This window comes from Mesobacillus sp. MER 48, from assembly GCF_023714225.1.
Lineage (GTDB): Bacteria > Bacillota > Bacilli > Bacillales > Cytobacillaceae > Mesobacillus > Mesobacillus oceanisediminis_A.
Genome location: NZ_JAMAUR010000001.1, coordinates 836271 through 860467, shown reverse-complemented (window position 1 = coordinate 860467; position 24197 = coordinate 836271). Strand labels below are relative to the sequence as shown.

Below are 24197 nucleotides of genomic sequence, written 5' to 3'. Positions count from 1 at the left end.
AAATTTTATTGGATTTTTCAAAAATCATTGAAACATTTAGCTGTTCTTAACGTACAGATATATACATTGTCAAAAAGGTGGTGTAGGAGTGCAGCAAATGAAGGAAAATACATATAAAACACCTTATGTCAGATGGATTGTGCTCATTATCGCCACTTCTGCATACATCCTTTCCGGGTGCTCTCAGCAGCTGGATGTATCACTCCATAAAGATGCCAGTCACAGCCTTGATCGAATAAAAGAAACTCCAGGGATATCCTTTTTAGGATCTGAGGTCATTCCGATCAAGCTAGGCGTGCAAGAGGAATTTAGTAAGGCTTCAGGATGGCTGAGTAATACAGAGATACTTTATATTTCAAATAAAAACGAAAGCAGTTCAATCCTTTATTCTTACAGCCTTATAACAGGACAATCGACAATGCTGTACAAAAGCGGCCAGCCAATCATCACGGCTGAGATCAGTCCCAAAAAGGATAAGGTAATGATTCACAGTTCCGCATCTGAAGAAGGGGTTCTTACTGTCATCGATTTATCAGGAAAGGAATTATATTCTGGGAAAATTGAATCATATGAATTGTCCTTTGAATGGAATCCTTTCAATGACGATTTACTTATTGTTTCTGCTTTTACAGAAGAATGGGATTTCAACACATATTTATTAAATTTAAAGGAGAACAGCCTGAAAGAACTCCAATTGCCTGAGCCTTTTGTCAGGTGGATTTCGGAGGATATGCTTATATATCAACAATGGGATGAGAATGAAATATCGTTAAAGGCGCCGTTGAAGTCTTTTTCTATCAGCGGGAATCATTCTAAAACATTGTTTGAGGACGTGTATCAATTTGATTCATTAGGAAAGTATTTATTGACCATCGAGGTAGCTGAAGGCGAAAATCCAGGATTGGGATTATACACCTTCACCAGGGAAGGGATCCATTCTGCTGGCAGTTTAACCGCTCCTTTGCTGACATCTTTTTCTGGATGGGTTGTTCCTTTTTATGATTTAATGGATGATGGAAAGGCTTTTATGTATCTGCGGGCGAAGGAGCAGGGTGAGGCAGATCTTTATGAAGGCGGTTTTGACTTAATGAAGTATCAGTTTGGGGAGGATAAAGAGGAAATGGTTTTCTCTGAACTGGCAAATGAACCACTTTCCTGCTCGCCTTCCGGTGAAATGTGCCTGTATGGTTTCCAGTTAGAAAGAGTGATGAATATCGATACGAAGGAGATCATTGAACTCGTTCAATAATTCGTTCAGTAAGGAGAGATTAAGATGGCAATTGTAGATGTAACAGTGATTCCAATCGGAACTGAGACACCAAGTGTCAGTTCCTATGTGGCTGATATCCAGCGGATCCTAAAAAATTATGAAGAGCACGGTAAAATCCGTTATCAACTTACTCCCATGAATACATTGATTGAGGGTGAGCTGCCTGTTTTATTTGAAGTGGTCCAGGCAATCCATGAAGCGCCGTTCAATAAGGGCATTCAGCGGGTGGCCACTAATATCCGGATTGATGACAGACGGGATGTAAAAAGAAAGATGGAGGATAAAGTCAACAGGGTTAACGAATTGCTCAAGCAATAGCTTGAAATATGTAACAAATATAAAAGACCACCTGAGAAAGGTGGTCTTTTATTGTGGTTCGATTAGTGTGCTGTCGGGAATCCGTGGTTAAGGACTGTCATGACCGTGAACCAGCCAATAACGAGGAATGTTCCTCCGCCGAATACGATTCCAAGAATGTTTTTGTTTTTAAGTGCCGAGAAAGTTGCGTAACCGGCTAGCAGAGTAACTAAAGCGAAGATAATTGCCAATCCCATGATAAAGCCCCCTTCATAAATTAGGCAGACAATAAGTCTGTTTTTTGAAAAAATGTTTGGTTGTAATTTAGGCGGCAGCCTGTATGTAATGACAAGCATACACTCGTTTTTTATTTTATATTTTTTTACACCATTTGTCGAGGTCTAAAAATTCAACTTTCACGCCATATGCTTTTACTATACCCATTATTAGTTCAGTATAGTGGTTTGCCGCAAAATAAATTCCATTTGCAGCCTTAAATACGAGATGTTCCTCCAATTGAATCAGGGCCATCTCCATTTGAATGCCGGTGCCATCCAAAATTCGGAACGCTGACAGTTCATCAGCGAATAAATAGGTTTCGCCATCCACTTGGAAACCATAGTCGAAGAAATCTTCCCCGGCGCAGCCTTCTGTTTTGACCAGGAGATGAGTTGATTCAAGCAAGTCAGCTTCCCTGAGTAATCCAATCGCTTCATCTGCATCCTTTTGCTCGATATATATATAGTAATTTTCATAAATTAGATGCGGTGGAGCAACCTGCAAAAGTACTTCCTGAAAATCGGACAGCTGCTCAATAAAAGGGTTTGCTTCCATAGCAATGACAAAATTCATTTGTTTTCTCCTTATCCAATCAAGATCAATCCGAAAATTTCATGAGCACCCTTCCCGGCTTATGCTTTCTTATAAATTCTTAAAACTTGTCTAACATTAGTGTAAAATAAAAATATACATATTACAAAGAAGAAGCGGAGGCTGCTTACAATGAAATGGAAACAGATTCCTCTGGGTCCTTTGCAGACGAATTGTTATGTCGTTTACGATGAAAATCATTCATGCCTGATTGTGGATCCTGGTGAAAACCCAAGGAAGTTGAGTGCGGTAATCGAACAGCTCGAACTCAAGCCTGAAGCGATTGTATTGACACATGCACATTTCGACCATATCGGTGCAGTTGATAGAATAAGGGATAAGTATGGCATAAAGGTCTTTATCCATGAAAAAGAAAAAGACTGGCTCACCGATCCTGCACTTAATGGATCAAAACACTTTATGCTGAACGAGCCAATCAAAGCCAGAGCAGCGGACCATTTGTTCAAAGATGAAGGTGAGATGTTCATCGGGGGTTTCAAGTTCGAAGTTTTGGAGACACCAGGGCATTCACCGGGGAGTGTATCCTTTTACTTCCCGAAGGCGAATTTTGTGCTGGCAGGTGATGCCCTCTTTCAGGGAAGCATCGGCAGAACCGACTTGCCGGGAGGAAACCATAACCAGTTAATTAAAAGCATTCACGATAAACTGCTGGTATTGCCTGAGGAAACCGAGGTACTGCCTGGTCATGGACCAGCAACGACGATTGGTATGGAAATGGACTCAAATCCATTTTTGAATGGGTTTTAATTTTTGAAAAATTGGGCTTGAAAACTAGAAAAACCCTTCTCGACTGAGAAGGGCTTTTCTGGGGGATGTTCTATTCATATCATGGGAGGGGATATAGTTAAGCTACTAGTAAAACTTTATAATAAAGAATACACTATGTCAATAGTGAAAACCTTTTTCAAGGAGTCATTATGAAAGAAATAATCAAAGAGTTTATTGCAGTCTCGCCAAAAAGGATGATCACATATGCGGACTATATGCAGCTTGCACTCTATCATCCAGAGGAAGGTTATTATATCAAGGAACGCCAAAAAATCGGAAAAAAAGGGGATTTTTACACATCAAGCAATGTATCTGATGTGTTTGGCAAATTAATAGGGAAGTGGTATGCGAAAAAATGGAGTGATTTCGGCCTTCCGCCATCTGTTTGTGAAATCGGAGCTGGAAACGGCCGTTTTGCACGGGCATTCATTGAAGGTTGGAAGGAAATGAACGCAGAAACACTGACATATTATATTGTTGAAAAAAGTCCTTATCATCGAAGTCTGCAGAATGCAGAGCTGGCAGGGCTTGAAGATGTCATCATCGTACATGGTGATACATATGCAGAAACAGAAATGCATAAGGGAATGATCTTTTCCAATGAGTTATTTGATGCCTTTCCTGTCCATGTCGTTGAAAAGATTGAAGGCATCGTGCACGAGGTCTTTGTTGCCAGCGAGGATGATCAATTGAAAGAAATAAAAGTTCCTGTTTCGGATGAACGGATTATTAGATTTCTTAATGATCAGCAATTCGTGCTTGCTGAAGGACAAAGGATCGAAATTCCACTTGCCATGGAACCATTCATTAACTCGATAGCAAAAAAACTGGATAAAGGCTTATTGGTGACGGTGGATTACGGATATACAAAGGATGAATGGATGCATCCATCACGGAGACAGGGGAGCTTAAGAGGCTATTACAATCATCAGATGTACCATGACATCCTGGAGCATCCCGGCGAAATGGACCTCACCAGCCACGTGCATTTTGATGCTCTCAAAGATATCGGTGAATCATTCGGTTTGGAATTCCTGGAGAAAATGAGGCAGGATGAATTCCTGATTGCTGCTGGCATCCTCGATGAACTAGGGCAGCATCAAGACCCGAATCCATTTTCCGAGGCAAGCAAAAGAAATCGTGCAATACGCAGCCTGATCCTCCCGGGCGGAATCAGCCAGTCATTTGATGTCGTCATCCAGGGGAAGGGCCTGGGGGAATCGGTACAAAAATTATTCTAAGAAATAAAAAAAGCGATGGATGACCATCGCTTTTTTTATTGAGCGTGCACAATGGATCAATGTCCAGCTCCACCTAGTGGCATCATAAATGTTGACCAGTAAGTAAAACCTGCAAAGAAAACCGTTAAGTATGCGCCGAAGACGTAGATGTACATACGCTCAGACAGTTTCAAGTAACTTAAAAGCAAGAAAAATCCAGTTTGACCAAAGAAAATCAAGGACGTTGTATACATGTCACCCAAGAAAAACATGACAGCAAAGATTCCCGTCCAGAATCCTAAAACTCTGTACATACGATCCAAAGATATCCCTCCTTTACCCTACATGTCCATCACTATCATATTATAAAGTAAAGTGGAGTGAAAAGTAAACAAGGATTGATTATTGTGCGATAACAGCCTGGTATGAACAAGAATCACAGCCTGTGAACATATTTTCTTTTTCAATCAGTTCAATTTCCCCAAACAGGGATTCAAACATTCCCCGCAAAAACTCATAATGCATATTGCACACCGTTTCAGTATGCTCCATGGCAACTTCCTTGAAAGGGCAGTTGAAAATCTGGAAATAAATTTTTGTCTTCTCACTATTAGGTTCAAATTCTGGATAGAAACCAGCAAGCGTGGCAGCATTCTTAATTGAGTTCAGTTTATGTTCAAACGTCATTTCTTCTGACAATTGCGGGTGACGTGACATCTCCTGTTCCATGAGTTCTGTGCCAAATCGCTTTCCGGTCAGATACAAAGCCTTCTTTCCGGCTTCACCGAGTGACATCATTGTCGTCATGGCGATTTTTGACAGCAGCTGATAATCACGGAATGGGAAATGCAGCTGGATGACTTCGTCTGACAAGCGGTATAGCCTGCTAGGGCGTCCCCCCTTGCCAGTCTTTTTTGTCTCCGAAATCAGCATGTTCACGTCTTCGAGCTTTGATAAATGCAGCCTTGCTACATTGGGATGAATTTCAAAATTGTCGGCGATTTCCTGCACAGTCACATCTTTATGCCTTTTTGTGATGTATTGATAAATATAATAACGCGTTGGATCAGACAAAACACTTGTAATTTTTAATGTTTGCTCCACCTTATTTCACCTCAGACCACTAATTTGCCTTCATTATAATACAAGGGAAAATAAGGTTTACACTGTTTACACTATATGTTTAGAAAATGTTCACAACTAAATGGCGAAATGATGACAAAATACTATACAAAACTTATACAAAGGTTATACAATGTATTCAGAAGATAATTTTGTTCGCCAGGAGGTAACCTTAATGGAAGAGCTGACGTTTTTTTCTTATCCGAGCTGTACTTCATGTCGTAAAACGAAAAAGTGGCTGATTTCGAACAGCGTGAAATTCAATGAACGTCATTTGTTCAAAGATACCCCAAACCAGAAGGAATTGATGGAGATATTGACGTTGACGACAGAAGGCGTCGATGAACTGCTTGCGACCAGGGGAGAAACCTTTAAAAATCTCAAACTTAATGTCGATGAATTATCACTTTCAGAAGTGATCAATCTTGTGATTGAAGAACCCAAGCTTCTAAGGCGTCCAATTTTGACTGATGGGAAAAAGCTAATTGTTGGATTCAATCCTGATGCGCTGAAAAAAATCGCCAAATAAAAAAACGGAAGGAATGCTTCCGTTTTTTTTTTTTGGAATAAAATCCAATAATAGCTGGGCTAGCTGGATTCGAACCAACGCATGACGGAGTCAAAGTCCGTTGCCTTACCGCTTGGCTATAGCCCAATGATGAGGATATTGATGGTACGGTAGTTATTATGAATCGAACTGTCACTAATTATACACATTTACTCCATTTTTTTCGCAGGAACAGGAAGTGCTATGTAGAATCCCTTTGTATAACAAAAAAGGTGGTGCATCCCTATTGTAAAATCAATTGAACTATTGGCGGAAAATATTTTAAAAGATGCTTTAAAGAGCGGCGCTTCGGACATTCATATTATCCCGCGAGAGAGAGACACCCTGGTAAAATTCAGGCTTGGCAATCAGCTGCTGCCCCGGTACACCCTAGAACAGGTTGATTGCGAACGGCTCATTTCCCATTTTAAATTCACCGCTTCGATGGATATAGGCGAAAAGAGAAGGCCGCAAAGTGGAGCCTTTACTTACCAGGACCACGATCGAAAAATTGGTTTGAGAATCTCCACACTGCCAGCCTACCAGAACGAAAGCATGGTCATACGTCTCCTTCCCGAACAAAACCATATTCCTTCATACCAAATATCATTATTCCCATCCACATCGAAAAAATTAATTTCCCTTTTAAAACATGCACATGGTCTGATTATTTTTACCGGCCCTACAGGCAGCGGCAAAACCACAACATTGTATTCTATGCTGTCCGAAACATCGGAAATGGTTAATCGCAACGTCATCACACTCGAAGATCCCATTGAAAAACCGAGTGAATCAGTGCTTCAGGTCCAGGTCAATGAACGGGCCGGAATCTCTTATTCTGCCGGCTTAAAGGCAATCCTCAGACATGATCCGGATATCATTATGGTCGGGGAAATCAGGGATAAGGAGACTGCAGAGACAGCGATAAGGGCATCCTTGACTGGGCATTTGGTGCTGACTACGATGCATACACGGGATGCAAGGGGAGCAATCTACAGGCTGATTGAATTCGGGATCAATTGGCTTGAAATCGAACAGACCTTGATCGCAGTAACCGCACAAAGGCTTGTTGAACTGACATGTCCTTATTGTGAAGATGCTTGCTCGCCGTTTTGCTATTCCTCAGGAAGCGGCAAAAGAGGAAATGTGTTTGAAATTCTTACGGGACGGGATTTATCTGCTGTATTGAAGGAAGCAAAAGGTGAACATCAGAATTACCACTACAAAACGCTCAAAGATGCTATCAAGAAAGGCATCGCTCTCGGATTTATCAAGGAATCGGAATACCAGAGGTGGGTTCTAAATGAAGGAGAATAAGTGGCCTGTCGCAGAACAGGCCAGATTCCTGAAAAGGACAGGGGAGCTGCTTTCGCAGGGATATTCTTTAGCAGAAGCGATTGAATCGATGACTTTCCATCTGGAGATGAAGAGGAAAGCGGATATCAAAAGAAGTCTCGATAAGCTGCGTGAAGGCTTTCCTCTATATTTAATCCTTGCTGAATTAAATTTCAAAAGAGATTTGATCAGCTATGTTTATTTTGCCGAGCAGCACGGCGGGCTGGCCCATGCGGTCACTGAAGGATCAGATATGGTATTGAAACGTGAAGCCGATTATCAGAGGTTGAAAAAGCTGGCCGCTTATCCATTGTTCCTGGCAGCACTCACATTCATCTTATTTTTCTTCGTCAACAAGGTGTTGCTGCCGAAATTCACCTCTCTTTTTTCGGATATGAACATGGCACCGAATATTTTTATGGCAGCCATTGGTGCTGCTGATGACATTGTTCCCTTCCTATTTTATTTTCTTCTCAGCCTCTCTGTGCTGCTAACCCTCTATTACAAAATGAAATTCAGGAAACTCCCAGTCTTACAACAAAAAACGAAACTGGTGAAGCTTCCGTTTGCAGGCGGGTTGATCAAACTTCTTTATTCCCATTCCTTCGCAGTCCAGCTAAGCTATCTGTTTTCAGGAGGGCTTCCGGTTCACGATGCCTTAAAGGTCTTTGAGCAAAATCACCATGAACCATTTTCAAGTGAAATCGGAAAGGATATTATCTTGAAATTGGCAGCTGGTGAGGATTTTGACAGGGCGGTGGGTGATTATCCGTTCTTTGAAGCTGAATTGCCAAGAATCATCAGACACGGTCAAAAGAATGGAAAGCTGGATCAGGAGCTTTATTTTTACAGCCGGCATTGCCTTAAAGAACTTGAAGAAAAAATGGAGAAATCAATGAAAACGGTGCAGCCAGTGTTATACAGCTTCATTGGCCTGCTGGTCATCTCCCTGTATCTGGCTATCCTGCTGCCAATGTTCCAGATGATGAAAGGGATTTAAATCAGGTCAATTAGTTAAAAAAAGGAGAAATGAATAATGAAAAATCAAAAGGGTTTTACCCTGATTGAGATGATGATCGTGCTATTGGTCATTTCTGTGTTATTAATCATTACGGTGCCGAATATTGCTTCGCATAATAATAATATCAACAAGAAAGGCTGCGAGGGGTATATAAAACTTGTAGAAGCCCAGGTACAAGCTTATAAGATGGATAAGAAAGTCACTCCTACTTTTCAGCAGCTAAATGACGAAAAATATCTAAAAAGCCCTGATGCCGCATGTCCTGATGGTACAAAAATCGAGATTTTATCCGACGGGACTGTCCAGAAATCTGCGTCATGATCTGGAAAATAAAGAACTCCGGCGGATTCACCATGGTTGAAATGCTCATAGTCCTATCAGCTTTCCTGGTGCTCTCTAGTACAACGGCCTTTCTTTTTACTCCGCATAATGACATCCTCGCAAAGGACCTTTTCTTCACCCAGTTTGAATCCGACCTCCTGTACAGCCAGCAATATGCTATTTCCCATCAGGAACAAATTACTGTCCACTTGATGCCAGAGTATAATCACTACTATATCCGCGGTACCGATTATGGATCGCCTTATCTGGTCAAAAGATATTATTCACCAGAAGTAAAAGTCAAAAAAGGGACAATGCAGTTACTGTTTCACTATATGCCGGATGGGAATATCGATAGCTTCGGCTCTATCTATATTACTGCCGGATCAAAGAAGTTTCGGATGATGTTCCTGATCGGGAAGGGTCGATTTTATGTTGTGGAAGAATGATCACGGTTTTTTCCTGGCAGACATGCTATTGTCCTTGGCTGCCTTTCTAATGGCCAGTGCGGTTTTGCTCCCATTGGCAATTGTGGTGATGGGAAAGACAGCAGATGTAAGGACCGAGGGAGACGCAGGCTCTATTTTATTTGACGAACTGATGTACTTGAAAGTTGCGGGATCAGCTTCTGGAAGAGACTGGATTACTCAAAACGGGAATCAGTATGAAGTGACAGTGACAAAGGATGAAAATGAGTCCGCATGGGAGGTATGTGTTCATTATGAAAGCGACCAGCAACATAAAAAAAAATGTTCCTCGACTGAATGAACTGGGATTTACCATGCTGGAGATGCTTTTATCATTGGTGGTGTTTTTATTGATTACATCAATGCTTCCTTTAGGGTTTAGAATCATCCTTGATGATAGTGTCACTGAAAAGGGAATAAGAAGGATGGAATGGGAAGTTTTCAGCAGCCAGGCAAGAAAGGAAATTCGTACTGCTGAACAGCTGACAGTCCAGCCTGATAAGCTGTTATTGAAAGTCAATGGCCAATTTATCCTTTACGAAAAGTACGGTTCCAGCATGAGAAGGAGAGTGGATTACCAAGGACACGAGATTTTAATGCAGAACCTTTCAAGCTTTACTTTTGAAAAAATTGCTGATGGCGTGATGATAAATGCAGTGGCTCTGGATGGAACCCACTATTCGGTTAAAGTCCACCAGTTTATTCAAACCGGGGGTGTTCAGCCATAAATGAAAAAGGGTTTATCTATCCATTAACGATGATCTTTTTACTCTTGATGTCCTTCTTTCTGTTGATTTTGACAGAGCAGCATATCGCAGAGAAAAAGTTTGCCAAAGAAACGAATAGCATTCGGCTCCAAGAATATTATATGCTGTGCTCTATCAAAGAAGCTGAGCATTTGTTAAGGGAAGGTAATTTGCCCGCTAGCGGTTTACTGTATTATAAATTTGGAAAAGTTGGCTTCCTGACCCAGTCTTTATCTGCCAACGTCGATGAAGTGACATTCACCCTTGAGCTCGACAGCGGAGAAAAAGGGGTCGGTTTTGGCCAATATGACAAGGAAAAGGGCATGATGATAAAATGGAGGGAAAAGAACTGACAGGGGATTAAAGATATGAGAGCAATTTATTTAATTGGGTTCATGGGTTCAGGAAAGACGACTGTCTCTCAGGAATTGGCCCGGAGACTGAATGTGGCAGTATATGATTCAGATGAGGAAATCGTTAAAAGAACAGGGAAGTCGATTAATGAGATCTTCGCTGCAGATGGGGAAGAAAAGTTCCGCCTTTTGGAGTCTGAGGTGCTGCGATCAATGCCTTCTAACGATGCCGTTATTGCAACCGGAGGAGGGATCATAGGATCGGAAGAAAACAGACGGTATCTAAAGGAAAAAGTGAATGTTGTCTATCTGCATGCAGACCTTGAAAACATCTTGGAAAGACTGAAGGATGACAATTCCCGGCCTTTATTGAGAAAGGACAAAATGAAAACAGCTGAAGCACTGTACATGAACCGACTTCCGTTGTATCGTGAAGCAGCGGGAATTGAAATCGATACCTCTGAGAAAACAATTCAGCAAATTGTCGATGGCATCACCCAGCGTATGAAAAAATAACACCTGGTTATACTTGATAACGTATGAAGGATGGTGTAACCATGAAAACAAATGATTACGTAAAATACCTTACCCAGACCGTTGTGAAATATATTGACCAGCCAAAAGAGGAACGACGGAAAATCAAACAGGCAAAAAAGGAAGCAGAGGCGACCTTTTTATTCAGATGGTTCGGTATACTTCCATTTATGCTGATGTCCGGAGTGAAAAAGAAAAAGAACAAATGACTTAAAGCCCGGCTAGAATGATAAGCCGGGCTTTACTATGTGCTTTTTCTGTTTGCAGGCAGTTCCTGAGTTTCACTTAATCGCGTTTTCAGTTAAATAAAACAGTCCGCCATTGATGATGGATAGTTGGACTTTTGGTTCATATTGTTCTTTTAAAGCTGTTTTTTCTGTTTCAAAACTATCGGATTTTTCTTCTGCATCTTCGTAAAAATGATGAAGTAAATCGAGGTCCTTCTGCCAGCGTTTTCGCGCATCCGCTGCCCAGGAATGGTCCTCTTGCTCGATATCGGATGTCAAATAAGCCTGGATCCTGTTTACGCCGCTCTTTGGCTTTATTAAAGGAGAAAGCGTATAGGCATAATCAGGTATTTTTGTTGTTAAAGGCAAGGTCAATAAACGTTCATGAAAGTTTTCTACCATCCTGCCGTTGATCAGGTGAAGTCCAATAGAATGGAAAACATCCCGTTTTCTGTCACATTGATAAGATACTTTTATATTGATTCCGATCCAGGGAATCAAAGCAGTTTGTGCAGGGTAGTGATTGTTTTCATATAACCGGATGAAGCCGGCAAGGTTCTTGGTCGATTCAAAGATTTGATGAAGACGGGGAGAACCAAAATGGACAATCTCCCCTTTCAAATCATCTGGAGCCTGTTGTTTGTCAGTAATGAAGGTAAGCTTCATTGGATTCGGTACTCCACCAGTTTTCTCAAGGTAATGCCAGTAAAACGGACGGTTCATTAATTCCTTATCAAGCTCTATGGTGAGCTGGACATGCATGTATCCTTTGTCATTTTCAATCAGTTCACAATTATTAGCTGTGAAATACCTTTCCAGAAAATTATGGATTTCCTGTTGCTGCACGCTGATTTTCCCCCTTCATTTCTTCCGCGAACTGAATCATCGATGTCAAGTTTTCCATCTTGATTCGAATTTCCCCCTCTGATGAAGACTTTCCGAAGATATCAACCAAGTGGTCTTCGATATTGCCAAACTCCAATTTTGTCAGGATATCATCAAGTTCCCCGATCACTTTTTCGAACAGGTTGATCTTCTCGTAAAGCAGTTTCATAACATGTTCTTCAACCGTATCTTTCGTTGCGAAGTTGTATATTTTCACATCTTTTTCTTGTCCAAGACGGTGGATCCTGCCGATCCTTTGTTCCAGTCTCATTGGGTTCCAGGGAAGGTCAAAGTTGATGATATGACTGCAGAATTGCAGGTTGATTCCTTCGCCCCCAGCCTCGGTCGCGATCAGCACCTGGACATTCTTCTGGAAGAGTTCTCTCATCCAGTCCTTTTTACCGCGTTTGAACCCTCCGCGAAAGGGAACTGAGGTGATGCCATTTTGCTTAAGGAACCACTGAAGGTAAAGCTGGGTGGCCCGATATTCGGTAAATATGATGACTTTGTCATCAATTTGTTTGATCAACTCAAGTGCTTTTTCGGCTTTGGAGTTTTTTGTTACTGCCTCCACTCGTTTGATAAGCTCGGCAATCGTATTTTGGAAACCGACGGAGGGGTTTTCCTGCCGCTGCAGCATATTTCTCAGTGTATAAAAAACCGCCTCCCTGCTGCTGCAAGCCTCACGCTGGAGAGTCATCAGCGAGAACTGGCTTGAGGCTAGCCCGCCAGCAGAACCTCTTAAGTCCATGATTGAGTCATATAAAGCCCTCTCCTCATTGGAAAAATGGATAGGAATGGTTTCTACATGTCGCTTTGTCCACTCGATTCCGGTATCCGAACGCCTGTTGCGGATCATCACTTTATTCACAAGTTCCCTCAGATGCTCATCATCATTGACAGACCGGGCATCCTTTTTGTATTTGTCAAAAAACGCTGTTTCACTGCCGAGATGACCGGGCTTCAACAGAGATACAAGATTAAATATTTCTTCGATCCGGTTTTGGATTGGAGTTGCGGTCAGCAGCAGACAGAACCGTTTTTTTAGGTTTTGGACAAATTCATAGTTTTTTGTTTTATTATTTTTCAATTTATGAGCTTCATCAATTATGATAAGGTCATAATTTAAATTGTTGATGATGTCACTGTGAGGGGCACGTTTGGCTGTATCAATCGAAGAAACCACCACATCGCATTGCTCCCACACATAGCTTTTCTTCTGGGCGATTGCGGGGATATGGAATTTGGTGTTCAATTCCATTGCCCATTGCGAGACCAGCGAAGCAGGGACTAAAATCAGGACCTTTTTCACCAGTCCCCTGATCATATATTCTTTCAAAATTAATCCGGCCTCGATCGTTTTCCCCAGTCCCACTTCATCAGCAAGGATCGCTTTTCCATTCATATTTTCGACAACCTGTTTTGCCACTTCAAGCTGATGCGGCAATGGGGTTAGTTCGGGAAGATGAACTGGTGCCTGGAGACCTTCAAATTCAGGGATAATGGTATGTTTTTCTATTTCGACGGCAAGTTTATACAGCTCCCAATTTCCCCAGGGTCCGTCCTTCTCAATTCTTTCAGCCATTTCGTCCTGCCAGAGAGAATCATAGTTAATTTGCACGGTCATTTTATCCACCTCTTTTAATATAAAAAATATTGCCCAAATCGCCTTTCTAATGGTAGGATGAAGGTAGCTTTTGAATGTTTTGAAATTTGTCACTTTATGGCCGAAAGCATCAGTTTGCAGACATAGGTAATAACGTCTAGCATGCCCAAATGTGAAAATAATATAAATGCGGATGACAACAAGGGGAGAGACTACTCCGGTAGCGCCGAAGGAGCAAGCAAAATTGTGAATCTCTCAGGCAAAAGAACTCTTGTTTGACGCATCTCTGGAGAGCGCTTCCATATGTGTAAGCCACCAAAGGGGAAAGCCTTTACAAGGTAAACTTTCAGGTGAAAGGACAGAGACCTTCTCAGATTAAGAGGGGGTGCTCTGTCCTTTTCTGCTTTCTTGACCGAATGCGCTGTCAAGAATGGTGCTGGGATGGATGTAAACTGATATTTTGGCGGAGACGAAGGGGGATACATAATGACGGAATTAAAACGGACACCGCTTTTTGAAGTGTATAAGGAATATGGCGGGAAGACAGTTGATTTTGGCGGCTGGGAATTGCCTGTCCAGTTTTCAAGCATCAAGGAAGAACACGAAGCAGTAAGAACAAAAGCAGGTTTATTCGATGTTTCCCATATGGGGGAAATCGAGGTGAAGGGCCCCGATAGTCTGGATTACTTACAAAAATTGATGACAAACGATGTTTCAAAGCTTAAGAACGGCGGTGCCCAGTACACAGCCATGTGTTATGAGAACGGCGGCACTGTGGATGATTTGCTTGTTTATAAAATCGAAGATGACCATTACCTCCTTGTAGTGAATGCCTCCAATATTGAAAAGGATTACGATTGGATGCAGAAACACCTTGAAGGTAATGTGAAAATTGAAAACTTATCCGAAGGTATGGCCCAGATTGCTATACAGGGACCGAAGGCCGAAGGGATCCTTCAAAAGCTGTCCGCGGAACATGATCTCGGCACTATTGGCTTTTTCAAGTTCAGTGAAGAAGTCGATCTGAACGGCAAGAAGGCGCTTGTATCTCGTACAGGGTATACAGGTGAAGACGGATTCGAAATTTACTGCGATTCCAATGACGCGGTCAGCCTCTGGAAAGAAATTCTTGTGGCCGGCAAAGAAGATGGCGTCATCCCATGTGGTCTTGGTGCCAGGGATACACTTCGTTTCGAAGCGAACCTTGCATTGTACGGCCAGGAGCTGTCGCCGGAAATCAGCCCGCTTGAAGCAGGGATTGGCTTTGCGGTCAAGCTTAACAAAGAAGCTGATTTCATTGGAAAAGATGCGCTAAAGCAGCAAAAAGAAAATGGCCTGCCTAGAAAGATTGTCGGCATAGAAATGATCGACCGGGGCATTCCGCGCCATGGCTACCCTGTTTATAAAGGGGATGTCAGGATTGGTGAGGTTACCACTGGAACGCAATCCCCAACGCTCAAAAAGAACATCGGGCTTGCACTCATTGATACAAAGGAAACTGAGTTAGGCAACGAAGTAGAAGTTGAAATCCGCGGCAAACGCTTGAAAGCTGCTGTTTCAGCTACACCTTTTTATAAAAGAGACAAAAAGTAAAAGCCGGAGAGGGGAAAGAGTTATGAAGCATCGCTATTTACCGCTGACGGAAAGTGACAAAAACGCAATGTTGGAAAGCATCGGCGTATCATCGATCGATGAACTGTTCAGCGATATTCCTGAAAAGGTCCGTTTTGCCGGAGAATACAATATTAAAAAAGCTAAGCCGGAAACAGCTCTTATGAAGGAGCTTGCCCAGATGGCTTCCAAAAATGCTGATTTAAAAATGAATACTTCATTCATTGGTGCAGGCGTATATGATCATTATATTCCGGTCATTGTCGACCATGTTCTGTCACGTTCGGAATTTTACACTGCCTACACTCCATATCAGCCGGAAATCTCACAGGGGGAACTTCAGGCTATCTTTGAATTCCAGACGATGATCTCCGAATTGACTGGCATGGAGGTAGCGAACTCTTCCATGTATGATGGCGGTACTGCACTGGCAGAAGCAGCTATGCTTAGTGCGGGCCATACCAGAAGGAAGAAGGTATTGATCTCAAGTGCTGTCCATCCGGAATATAAGGATGTCGTCAAAACTTATGCAAAAGGACAATACATTGATGTAGTCGAAGTGCCTCATAAAGATGGTGTAACAGACCTGGATGCATTGAAGGATATGGCAAGCGAAGATGTCGCTGCTGTCATCGTCCAGTATCCGAACTTCTTTGGCGGTCTTGAGTCAATGAAGGAAATTGAAGAAATTGTCCATGAGAACAAATCTCTTTTCGTAGTTTCGAGCAATCCGCTAGCGCTGGGGGCGTTGACACCTCCAGGCAAATTCGGCGCTGACATTGTGACGGGAGACGCACAGCCATTCGGGATCCCGACAGCATTCGGCGGCCCTCACTGTGGATACTTTGCAGTAACTGGAAAGCTGATGAGGAAGGTTCCAGGAAGACTTGTCGGCCAGACTAAGGACGATCAGGGACGCCGAGGATTTGTATTGACACTTCAGGCGAGGGAACAGCATATCCGCCGTGATAAAGCGACATCCAATATCTGCTCGAACCAGGCATTAAATGCACTTGCTGCCTCTGTGGCGATGACTGCAATCGGTAAAAAAGGCGTTCGTGAAATGGCTGTCGCCAATATCCAGAAAGCTCATTACGCTAAAAAGGCATTCAAGGAAAATGGCTTTGAGATTGCATTTGAAGGCCCATCCTTCAATGAATTCGTTGTCAAGCTGAATAAGCCGGTCAAAGAAGTGAACCAGAAGCTCCTCGAAAAGGCCATCATAGGCGGCTATGACCTTGGCCGTGATTATTCCGGACTTGAGAATCACATGCTTGTTGCAGTGACTGAGTTAAGGACAAAAGAAGAAATCGATACATTTGTAAAGGAAATGGGGGATATCAATGCATAAGGAAGATCAGCCACTCATTTTTGAATTAAGCACACCAGGCCGTGTCGGCTACAGCCTTCCGGAAATGGATGTTCCAGAAGCGGATTTATCAGAGCTTTTGCCTGAAGGATTCCTTCGTGAAGAGGAACCAGAACTTCCTGAGGCTTCCGAGCTTGATATCATGCGCCATTATACAGCATTGTCGAAACGCAACCACGGTGTTGATTCCGGATTCTATCCGCTTGGATCATGTACAATGAAATACAATCCGAAGATGAATGAAAATGTCGCTCGTTTCAACGGATTTGCACACTTGCATCCATTGCAGGATGAGAGTTCAGTGCAGGGGGCGCTTGAATTGATGTACGATCTGCAGGAACACTTGATTGAAATCACCGGTATGGATGAAGTTACCCTGCAGCCAGCAGCTGGTGCACACGGTGAGTGGACGGGATTGATGATGATCCGCGCTTTCCATGAAGCCAATGGTGACCAAAACCGTACGAAGGTCATCGTTCCTGATTCCGCTCACGGAACCAATCCTGCTTCTGCTACAGTCGCTGGTTTTGAAACGATTACGGTAAAATCTGATGAAAACGGCCTTGTTGACCTTGAAGACCTTAAAAAGGTTGTTGGGGAAGATACTGCTGCGTTGATGCTTACAAACCCGAACACGTTGGGATTATTTGAAGAAAATATCCTAGAGATGGCCGAGATAGTCCACGGCGCAGGCGGAAAGCTTTATTACGATGGAGCGAACCTGAACGCTGTAATGTCCAAGGCTCGCCCTGGCGACATGGGCTTTGATGTTGTTCACTTGAACCTTCACAAGACATTCACCGGCCCACACGGCGGCGGCGGCCCGGGATCAGGCCCAGTCGGCGTAAAAGCAGACCTTATTCCATTCCTGCCAAAGCCTATCGTTACAAAGCAGGATGGCGTATACAAATTCGATTACGACCGCCCGCAATCAATCGGAAGGGTTAAACCTTTCTACGGAAACTTCGGCATCAATGTCCGTGCCTATACATATATTCGGACAATGGGACCAGACGGCTTGAAGGCTGTAACAGAGTACGCGGTACTAAATGCCAACTATATGATGAGAAGGCTTGCTGAATATTATGATCTGCCATTCAACAGGCACTGCAAACACGAATTCGTCCTTAGCGGCAAGCGCCAGAAAAAGCTTGGCGTCCGTACATTGGATATTGCCAAACGCCTGCTTGACTTCGGTTATCATCCGCCAACCATCTACTTCCCATTGAATGTAGAAGAAGCGATCATGATCGAGCCGACAGAAACAGAATCCAAGGAAACCCTTGATGCGTTCATCGACGCGATGATCCAGATCGCACGTGAAGCAGAGGAGAACCCGGAAATCGTTCAGGAAGCACCTCACTCTACTGTTGTAGGCCGCCTGGATGAAACAACAGCTGCAAGGAAGCCAATCCTGCGCTATCAAAAAGCTGAATAGTTTTTTAAAAGTCCTGCCGGTTTGAAATTGGCAGGACTTTTTTTGATAATGATTATTTTTGGTAGCTGAGCCCGGTAGACTTCGGACAGATTTGGAGGGAATCAGCGAAAAGCTGTCTGAACAAGGTGCAACTTCGGACAGGTTTGGAGGGAATCAACGGAAAGCTGTCCGAACTTGGTGTAACTTCGGACAGGTTTGGAGGAAATCAGAAGAAAGCTGTCCGAACTAGGTCCAACTTCGGACAGGTTAGAAGGGAATCAGAGGAAAGCTGTCCGAACTAGGAGCAACTTCGGACAGGTTTGAAGGAAATAAGCAAAAAGCTGTCCGAACTAGGAGCAACTTCGGACAGGTTTGAAAGGAATCATCAGAAAGCTGTCCGAACTAGGTGCAACTTCGGACAGGTTTGGAGGTAATCAGTAGAAAGCTGTCCGAACCAGGAGCAACTTCGGACAGGTTTGGAGGAAATCAGCAAAAAGCTGTCCGAACCTAAGATGCAAAAGACATTTATTTTAGAACTAAAAGAAGCTAAACCGAAAAGAGTGTTATGACTTTAAAAGCTAACCCCCCAGCATTTCTGCTGAGGGGTGATTTTATGGAAAGATTGCTTATTTAGCTTTGATTTTGCCGCCCCATTTTTTGAAGCCGCCTTCAAGATGGGATAAGTCTTTATAGCCTTTTTTGTGAAGCAGCTGTGCAGCACGGCCGCTGCGTGATCCGCTCTGGCAATAAAGATAGACTGGCTTGTCCGGTCTGACTTCCTTCAGACGTGCCTTTAGCTGGGTAAGCGGGATGTTTCTTGCGCCAAGAATATGTCCGTTGGCAAATTCATTTGGTTCACGGACATCAATGAGCTGCGCTTTACGGTACCCTGCTTTGAATTCTTCCTCTGACAAAGTCTTCAGGATTTTCTTTTGGCGGAAATACATAAACACAGAGTAAAGAATCACCGCAACTGTCAGGACGATTAAAAAAATAAGTGTATCCAAAACATATTTCTCCTTTCAAGCTTAGCTGAGCCACCTTTAATTATATAAGCCTTCCTGGATAAGAGCAAAGGAATTTAACAAAATTCTTTCGAACAAGCTGCTTTGCTTTTGAAAATTTATTTGTTAGACTAAAAAAATCGTAGCTTTGAACAATTTTAAATGGGGTAATGCAATGGAAAAAGAGGTATGGAGATTTATTGATTCAGGAGACAATTCACCGTCATTCAATATGGCGCTGGATGAGGCGTTGCTCGATTGGCATGGTGCCGGAAAAATCCCGCCTGTTGTCCGCTTTTATGGCTGGAACCCGGCGACACTTTCAGTTGGCTATTTCCAGAGGATCGAGCGCGAGATTGATATGGATGCGGTACAGCATCATGGTCTCGGATTTGTGCGCAGGCCCACTGGAGGCAGGGGTGTCCTGCATGAACACGAACTTACATATAGTGTCATCGTTACAGAAGACCACCCTGAAATGCCGAAAACAGTCACTGAGGCATATCGCGTCATTTCAGAGGGGATTTTACTAGGGTTCCAGAAACTTGGACTGGAAGCTTATTTTGCCGTGCCAAAAACATCTGCCGAAAAAGATGCACTGAAGAACCCGAGATCTGCGGTTTGTTTTGATGCACCAAGCTGGTACGAGCTGGTTGTCGAGGGAAGGAAGGTCGCCGGAAGTGCCCAGACACGTCAGAAAGGTGTCATCCTTCAGCATGGATCCATATTGCTGGATTTGGATGAAGATAAACTTTTCAGCTTATTCAAGTACCCGAATGACAGAATCAAAGAAAGAATGCAGCGAGCCTTCAAGACCAAGGCAGTGGCAATCAATGAGATCAGCGGCCGGAAAATTGAACTAGAAGAAGCGAAGAAAGCCTTCAAAGAAGGTTTCGAGGACGGGCTTGGAATTATTTTGGAGCCTTATACCTTAAGTGAAGAGGAATTGGATTATGTGAATGCACTTGCCAAAAACAAGTACGAATCTGATGACTGGAATTTTAAAAGATAAAAAATTTTTAAAGCGGTTGAACCGCTTTTTTTCTTTTATCCAGTATTTTCTAGAGGTCGGGGGGATTGTAAAAAGTGCAACCCTCGAAATTTGTTGTTTTTTATCGTTTAAGGGAAAAATTCTATCTTTCTCTCTTTTTATCTCTCATTTTTAGTAGTTTTCATGTTTGACAAAATAAAGTTCTTTTGTCCTGAACACCATATATAGTATTGTCGAAAATAAAAAATACACTATATATTGATTTTTAATGTTTCGATATGATAACGTAAGGGTAATTCAAAAAAAGCAGCTAGAATTACATATTTCTAGTATCACATTAAAGAATGGATTTAAACCTTTGAAGGAGTTGTAGAAATGTCTGTTACTATTGGACAAAAAATGAGCCTGAATGTTGAAAGTCTGAATGAGGATATCAAGTTGTTCCCGCAGGTTCACCCCATCACACCTGAAATGAAACTTACCCACAAAGGCGTCTCCCGACTTGTCATGCTGGACCGCTATACTTTTAAAGACACCGAAAAAATCACACTCTCTAGTGGGGATTTTGTCGTCCTCACGATCAAGGAAGATCCAAAGTTCCCGGCACGCGGACTTGGATTCATACAAGATATTGATTGGGAGAACAAGACAGCGAAAGTTCTTGTAGAAGAAGAGTTTCGCGGAGTACTTGATGATCCCGAAGAATCAGCCACTGGCATTATCAAGCGTTCCCTGGACGTGATTGAAAAGCCGCTGGAAGTATTCTACGAGCAAATCGCAAAACGGAATGCGACGGGGCTGGCAGCTGTTGAAAAAACAGAAGAGAAGCGCCAGGAGTGGTTTGAAAAGTTCTATCAGGAACTAGTATCAATGAACTTCATTCCTGCAGGGCGTGTCCTTTACGGAGCAGGCGCAGACACAGACGTAACCTACTTCAACTGCTATGTAATGCCTTTCGTAAAAGATTCCCGCGAAGGCATCTCTGAGCATCGCAAGCAGGTCATGGAAATCATGAGCCGCGGCGGCGGAGTCGGAACGAACGGATCAACATTAAGACCGCGCAACACACTGGCCAGAGGCGTAAACGGAAAATCATCCGGATCGGTTTCATGGCTTGATGACATCGCCAAGCTTACACATTTAGTTGAGCAGGGCGGGTCAAGAAGGGGAGCGCAGATGATCATGCTTTCTGACTGGCATCCTGACATTGTGGAATTCATCATTTCAAAAATGCAGAACCCAAGAATCCTTCGCTTCCTGATAGAAAACACAAACGATGAGTCAATCAAGAAAATGGCTAAGGAAAAACTTAAATTCACGCCGATGACACTTCAGGAAGAAGCAATGTACCAGGGAATTGTGAACTACAAAACGATCCCAGGCTACGGTGGATTCAGCGCTGATATCATTAAATCTGCTGAAGAAAAGCTTGCAACAGGCGGAACTTATACTGTCCATAACTCAGAATTCCTGACTGGTGCAAATATCTCAGTCACATTGACAAAAGATTTCATGGATGCAGTCGACAACGATGCAGACTATGAACTTCGCTTCCCAGATGTAGAAAGCTACGATGCTGAGACGATGAAAATTTATAATGAAGAGTGGCATAAAGTAGGGGATGTTCGCGAGTGGGAAAAGCTTGGCTATAAAGTCCGTACCTATAGAAAAATCAAAGCCAAAGAACTATGGAACCTGATCAATATCTGTGCGACGTATTCTGCGGAGCCTGGCATTTTCTTCATCGACAATGCCAACGACATGACGAACGCACAGGCATATGGACAGAAGGTTGTAGCGACCAACCCGTGTGGGGAACAGCCTCTCGCACCAAACTCTGTCTGCAACCTGGCTGCTGTTAACCTTGCAGAAATGGCGGACAAGGAAACCAAAACAGTTAATTTTGAAAAATTGAAGCGTACTGTTGAAGTTGGTGTGCGCATGCAGGACAATGTCATCGATGCGACTCCATATTTCCTTGAAGATAATAAGAGACAAGCCCTGGGCGAACGCCGTGTCGGTCTAGGGGTAATGGGTCTTCATGATTTACTGATCTACTGTGAAACAGAATACGGTTCAGAGGAAGGTAACCAGCTTGTCGATAAGGTTTTTGAAACCATCGCGACATCAGCGTACCGTGCATCTGTTGAACTTGGAAAGGAAAAAGGAAGCTTCCCATTCCTTCAGGGCGGCACAGAAGAAGAAACAAACAGACTTCGTAAGGCATTCACAAATACTGGTTTCATGAAGAAAATGCCTGAGGATATTCGTGAATCAATCCTTGAAAATGGAATTCGCAACTCGCACTTGCTGACTGTTGCTCCGACAGGATCTACTGGTACAATGGTTGGCGTATCAACAGGCCTTGAGCCATACTTCAGCTTCTCTTACTTCAGAAGCGGCCGACTAGGCAAGTTCATCGAGGTGAAGGCGGATATCGTCCAGGAATACCTCGACCGTCATCCGGAGGCAGATCCTGAGAACCTGCCGAACTGGTTCGTATCTGCGATGGAACTGGCCCCTGAAGCCCATGCTGATGTGCAGTGTGTCATCCAGCGCTGGATTGACAGCTCGATCAGCAAAACGGTCAACGCACCGAAGGGTTACAGCGTTGAGCAGGTGGAAAAGGTATATGAGCGCCTTTATAAAGGAGGAGCAAAAGGCGGAACCGTTTATGTAGACGGCTCCCGCGATTCCCAGGTATTGACGCTTAAAGCTGAAGAGAACTCAATGGATGATGAAGTTGAAAAGAAAGAAAAACAAAAGCAGCATGTTGTGCTTGTCGATACGATCAATGAATTGCGATCAACCAATGTGACGATTGGCTCTGAAGTCGGCAACACATGCCCGGTCTGCCGCAAAGGTGAGGTAAAAGAAATCGGCGGCTGCAATACTTGTACAAACTGTAACGCGCAATTAAAGTGTGGTTTATAATATAGAATCAATAGTTTAGCCACGGCCCAGGCCGTGGCTATTTCTATGGGTAAATTCTGGTTTACCTCCATGAACCAAAAAACTCCATGTTCTAAATATTAGGATTGCTCCTATTATATAGTAATAGAAGCAGAAAAAAGGACAGGGGAAGCGATGATTGGGTTAATTATTATTTTGCTGCTGGTTTTATTTTTGCCTTTTTCCATTAAAATGATTGAACATAATTTGGAACTATTTTTATTTACTATGGGCTTTGCTGCAGCAATTATTAGTGGTGAGATGGACCGTCCGCTCATTGAAAAAGCGGTGACTGAACCTATTGATATCACGATTGCAGTATTAGCTGCTGGTTTGCTTGCCAAGTGGTTTAAGGAGGAATTGGAAAAATCGATCCTATGGGGAAGCAGACTACTGACTCCCAGGTTATTTTTCGGATTGACTGTTGTTTTTCTTGGACTGGCATCTAGTATTATGACTGCGATCATTGCTGCTATTATATTGGTTATGATTATAAAGGTCCTTCCGCTCGACCGAAGATCTGAAGTTCGTTTTACCGTATTGGCGTGCTTCTCGATCGGACTTGGTGCTGCCTTGACACCGATTGGTGAGCCATTAGCCACGATCACAATCAGCAGATTGGACAAGGACTTCTTTTATTTACTGGAGTTGATTGGGAAAGAAGTTCTTCCAGCATTATTTATTTTTGGTGTGATGTCTATTATCCTTGTAAGGCCCGTTTGGGGAAAAAAAAGTTTGAAATCGGCTTTCCGTCCTGAGTCGTACGAGGAAATTGCTGTTCGGTCAATTAAAATCTATATATTTGTAATGGGCCTTACCTTTCTTGGACATGGGTTTGAGCCACTTATCAAAACATATATTATAGGACTTTCTCCGGGGCTGTTATATTGGATTAACATGATATCCGCAATCCTCGATAATGCTACCCTTGCTGCAGCAGAAATCAGTCCTGCAATGGACTCTGGAACAACCCGTGCGGTTTTGCTTGGCCTGGTCATTAGCGGAGGCATGCTGATCCCGGGTAATATCCCGAATATTATCGCTGCAGGAAAACTGAACATAACGAGCAAGGAATGGGCGGCATTCGGGGTTCCTGTCGGCCTGATTACAATGTTCCTTTATTATATTGTCCTGTTTATTTTCTAACTGGTTGCCTATTCTGTAATCAAAATGAGCCAAAAGGATGGAAATATTTTTTCCATCCTCTTTTTTCATTTCTGCCCATACTAACACTACTGACATA

27 protein-coding genes, 1 tRNA gene and 1 riboswitch are annotated in these 24197 nt (G+C 43.0%); of the genes, 20 read left to right on the top strand and 8 right to left on the bottom strand.

What is annotated here, in order from left to right; all coding sequences use genetic code 11:
• Nucleotides 1-97: 97 nt before the first annotated feature.
• Nucleotides 98-1249: a YqgU-like beta propeller domain-containing protein gene (locus M3593_RS04440; RefSeq protein ID WP_251540883.1), complete on the top strand. Its 1152-nt coding sequence runs from the start codon at nt 98-100 to the stop codon at nt 1247-1249.
• Between the two features lie 24 nt (nt 1250-1273).
• A complete protein-coding gene (locus M3593_RS04435) occupies nt 1274-1588 on the top strand; it encodes an MTH1187 family thiamine-binding protein (protein WP_251540881.1) in 315 nt (104 codons plus the stop codon).
• A 62-nt stretch (nt 1589-1650) separates the two neighbouring features.
• Here the strand turns inward: M3593_RS04435 and M3593_RS04430 are convergent, their stop codons facing one another.
• Both M3593_RS04430 and M3593_RS04425 read right to left on the bottom strand, forming a co-directional pair.
• Nucleotides 1651-1824: a DUF2759 domain-containing protein gene (locus M3593_RS04430; protein ID WP_144476271.1), complete on the bottom strand. Its 174-nt coding sequence runs from the start codon at nt 1822-1824 to the stop codon at nt 1651-1653.
• Nucleotides 1825-1939: 115 nt separating this feature from the next.
• On the bottom strand, nt 1940-2419 hold the full coding sequence (locus M3593_RS04425) for a hypothetical protein (protein ID WP_251540873.1): 480 nt from the start codon (nt 2417-2419) through the stop codon (nt 1940-1942).
• A 150-nt stretch (nt 2420-2569) separates the two neighbouring features.
• On the opposite strand from M3593_RS04425, the gene M3593_RS04420 reads away from it, so the two are divergent.
• Nucleotides 2570-3205, top strand: a complete 636-nt coding sequence (locus M3593_RS04420; RefSeq protein WP_251540871.1) for an MBL fold metallo-hydrolase — start codon at nt 2570-2572, stop codon at nt 3203-3205.
• Nucleotides 3206-3375: 170 nt separating this feature from the next.
• Entirely contained in the window at nt 3376-4467 is a 1092-nt protein-coding gene (locus M3593_RS04415; protein WP_144476279.1) for a class I SAM-dependent methyltransferase, read from the top strand.
• Nucleotides 4468-4523: 56 nt separating this feature from the next.
• Here M3593_RS04415 and M3593_RS04410 read toward each other — a convergent pair whose 3' ends face one another.
• The gene (locus M3593_RS04410; protein ID WP_079509735.1) at nt 4524-4769 is read right to left on the bottom strand and encodes a DUF2626 domain-containing protein; all 246 of its coding nucleotides are present in this window, start codon (nt 4767-4769) and stop codon (nt 4524-4526) included.
• A 79-nt stretch (nt 4770-4848) separates the two neighbouring features.
• Nucleotides 4849-5550: a helix-turn-helix transcriptional regulator gene (locus tag M3593_RS04405; RefSeq protein ID WP_144476282.1), complete on the bottom strand. Its 702-nt coding sequence runs from the start codon at nt 5548-5550 to the stop codon at nt 4849-4851.
• 193 nt (nt 5551-5743) lie between these two features.
• Here M3593_RS04405 and M3593_RS04400 point away from each other — a divergent pair, with 193 nt between their 5' ends.
• Nucleotides 5744-6097: a Spx/MgsR family RNA polymerase-binding regulatory protein gene (locus M3593_RS04400; protein WP_144476285.1), complete on the top strand. Its 354-nt coding sequence runs from the start codon at nt 5744-5746 to the stop codon at nt 6095-6097.
• 54 nt (nt 6098-6151) lie between these two features.
• On the opposite strand, the gene M3593_RS04395 is transcribed toward M3593_RS04400, so the two are convergent.
• Nucleotides 6152-6223 (bottom strand) — tRNA-Gln (locus tag M3593_RS04395).
• Nucleotides 6224-6382: 159 nt separating this feature from the next.
• Between M3593_RS04395 and comGA the strand changes: the two genes are divergently transcribed.
• Genes comGA through M3593_RS04350 form a run of 9 tightly spaced genes read left to right on the top strand, consistent with a single transcriptional unit; the run spans nt 6383 to nt 11101 of the window.
• On the top strand, nt 6383-7432 hold the full coding sequence (comGA, locus tag M3593_RS04390) for a competence type IV pilus ATPase ComGA (protein ID WP_283903834.1): 1050 nt from the start codon (nt 6383-6385) through the stop codon (nt 7430-7432).
• Nucleotides 7419-8450 carry a competence type IV pilus assembly protein ComGB gene (gene comGB, locus M3593_RS04385; protein ID WP_251540869.1) on the top strand — a complete coding sequence of 344 codons (1032 nt, stop codon included), beginning with the start codon at nt 7419-7421 and terminating at the stop codon, nt 8448-8450. Before comGA ends, comGB begins: the two co-directional genes overlap by 14 nt.
• A 36-nt stretch (nt 8451-8486) precedes the next feature.
• Nucleotides 8487-8792 (top strand): competence type IV pilus major pilin ComGC, encoded by a 306-nt coding sequence (comGC, locus tag M3593_RS04380; RefSeq protein WP_144476293.1) that lies wholly within the window; start codon nt 8487-8489, stop codon nt 8790-8792.
• Nucleotides 8789-9241, top strand: coding sequence for a competence type IV pilus minor pilin ComGD (gene comGD, locus M3593_RS04375; RefSeq protein ID WP_251540862.1), 453 nt, complete (start codon nt 8789-8791; stop codon nt 9239-9241). Before comGC ends, comGD begins: the two co-directional genes overlap by 4 nt.
• Nucleotides 9225-9560 (top strand): hypothetical protein, encoded by a 336-nt coding sequence (locus M3593_RS04370; protein ID WP_144476299.1) that lies wholly within the window; start codon nt 9225-9227, stop codon nt 9558-9560. The genes comGD and M3593_RS04370 overlap by 17 nt, the downstream gene beginning before the upstream one ends.
• A complete protein-coding gene (gene comGF, locus M3593_RS04365; RefSeq protein WP_251665100.1) occupies nt 9514-9987 on the top strand; it encodes a competence type IV pilus minor pilin ComGF in 474 nt (157 codons plus the stop codon). The genes M3593_RS04370 and comGF overlap by 47 nt, the downstream gene beginning before the upstream one ends.
• A gap of 47 nt (nt 9988-10034) precedes the next feature.
• Entirely contained in the window at nt 10035-10358 is a 324-nt protein-coding gene (comGG, locus tag M3593_RS04360) for a competence type IV pilus minor pilin ComGG (protein WP_251665102.1), read from the top strand.
• A gap of 15 nt (nt 10359-10373) precedes the next feature.
• On the top strand, nt 10374-10874 hold the full coding sequence (locus tag M3593_RS04355) for a shikimate kinase (protein WP_251540860.1): 501 nt from the start codon (nt 10374-10376) through the stop codon (nt 10872-10874).
• A 41-nt stretch (nt 10875-10915) separates the two neighbouring features.
• Complete coding sequence (locus M3593_RS04350; RefSeq protein WP_144476310.1) at nt 10916-11101, top strand: YqzE family protein; 186 nt, start codon at nt 10916-10918, stop codon at nt 11099-11101.
• Between the two features lie 72 nt (nt 11102-11173).
• On the opposite strand, the gene M3593_RS04345 is transcribed toward M3593_RS04350, so the two are convergent.
• Together M3593_RS04345 and M3593_RS04340 are read right to left on the bottom strand one after the other, a co-directional pair.
• A complete protein-coding gene (locus M3593_RS04345; RefSeq protein ID WP_251540858.1) occupies nt 11174-11965 on the bottom strand; it encodes a YqhG family protein in 792 nt (263 codons plus the stop codon).
• Nucleotides 11943-13631, bottom strand: a complete 1689-nt coding sequence (locus M3593_RS04340) for a DEAD/DEAH box helicase (protein ID WP_144476315.1) — start codon at nt 13629-13631, stop codon at nt 11943-11945. The genes M3593_RS04345 and M3593_RS04340 overlap by 23 nt, the downstream gene beginning before the upstream one ends.
• Before the next feature lie 172 nt (nt 13632-13803).
• A riboswitch (glycine riboswitch) is annotated at nt 13804-13891 on the top strand.
• A gap of 205 nt (nt 13892-14096) precedes the next feature.
• Between M3593_RS04340 and gcvT the strand changes: the two genes are divergently transcribed.
• Genes gcvT through gcvPB form a run of 3 tightly spaced genes read left to right on the top strand, consistent with a single transcriptional unit; the run spans nt 14097 to nt 18028 of the window.
• The gene (gcvT, locus tag M3593_RS04335) at nt 14097-15203 is read left to right on the top strand and encodes a glycine cleavage system aminomethyltransferase GcvT (RefSeq protein WP_144476318.1); all 1107 of its coding nucleotides are present in this window, start codon (nt 14097-14099) and stop codon (nt 15201-15203) included.
• Nucleotides 15204-15225: 22 nt separating this feature from the next.
• The gene (gene gcvPA, locus M3593_RS04330; protein WP_144476321.1) at nt 15226-16572 is read left to right on the top strand and encodes an aminomethyl-transferring glycine dehydrogenase subunit GcvPA; all 1347 of its coding nucleotides are present in this window, start codon (nt 15226-15228) and stop codon (nt 16570-16572) included.
• A complete protein-coding gene (gene gcvPB / locus M3593_RS04325) occupies nt 16565-18028 on the top strand; it encodes an aminomethyl-transferring glycine dehydrogenase subunit GcvPB (RefSeq protein WP_144476324.1) in 1464 nt (487 codons plus the stop codon). Before gcvPA ends, gcvPB begins: the two co-directional genes overlap by 8 nt.
• Nucleotides 18029-18633: 605 nt before the next feature.
• On the opposite strand, the gene M3593_RS04320 is transcribed toward gcvPB, so the two are convergent.
• On the bottom strand, nt 18634-19014 hold the full coding sequence (locus M3593_RS04320) for a rhodanese-like domain-containing protein (protein WP_144476327.1): 381 nt from the start codon (nt 19012-19014) through the stop codon (nt 18634-18636).
• Nucleotides 19015-19186: 172 nt separating this feature from the next.
• Here M3593_RS04320 and M3593_RS04315 point away from each other — a divergent pair, with 172 nt between their 5' ends.
• From M3593_RS04315 to M3593_RS04305, 3 genes are all read left to right on the top strand, one after another.
• Nucleotides 19187-20023 carry a lipoate--protein ligase family protein gene (locus tag M3593_RS04315; RefSeq protein ID WP_144476330.1) on the top strand — a complete coding sequence of 279 codons (837 nt, stop codon included), beginning with the start codon at nt 19187-19189 and terminating at the stop codon, nt 20021-20023.
• A 354-nt stretch (nt 20024-20377) separates the two neighbouring features.
• On the top strand, nt 20378-22936 hold the full coding sequence (locus M3593_RS04310) for a vitamin B12-dependent ribonucleotide reductase (protein WP_144476333.1): 2559 nt from the start codon (nt 20378-20380) through the stop codon (nt 22934-22936).
• Nucleotides 22937-23089: 153 nt separating this feature from the next.
• Nucleotides 23090-24100 (top strand): DUF1646 family protein, encoded by a 1011-nt coding sequence (locus tag M3593_RS04305; protein ID WP_251540856.1) that lies wholly within the window; start codon nt 23090-23092, stop codon nt 24098-24100.
• Nucleotides 24101-24197 lie beyond the last annotated feature (97 nt).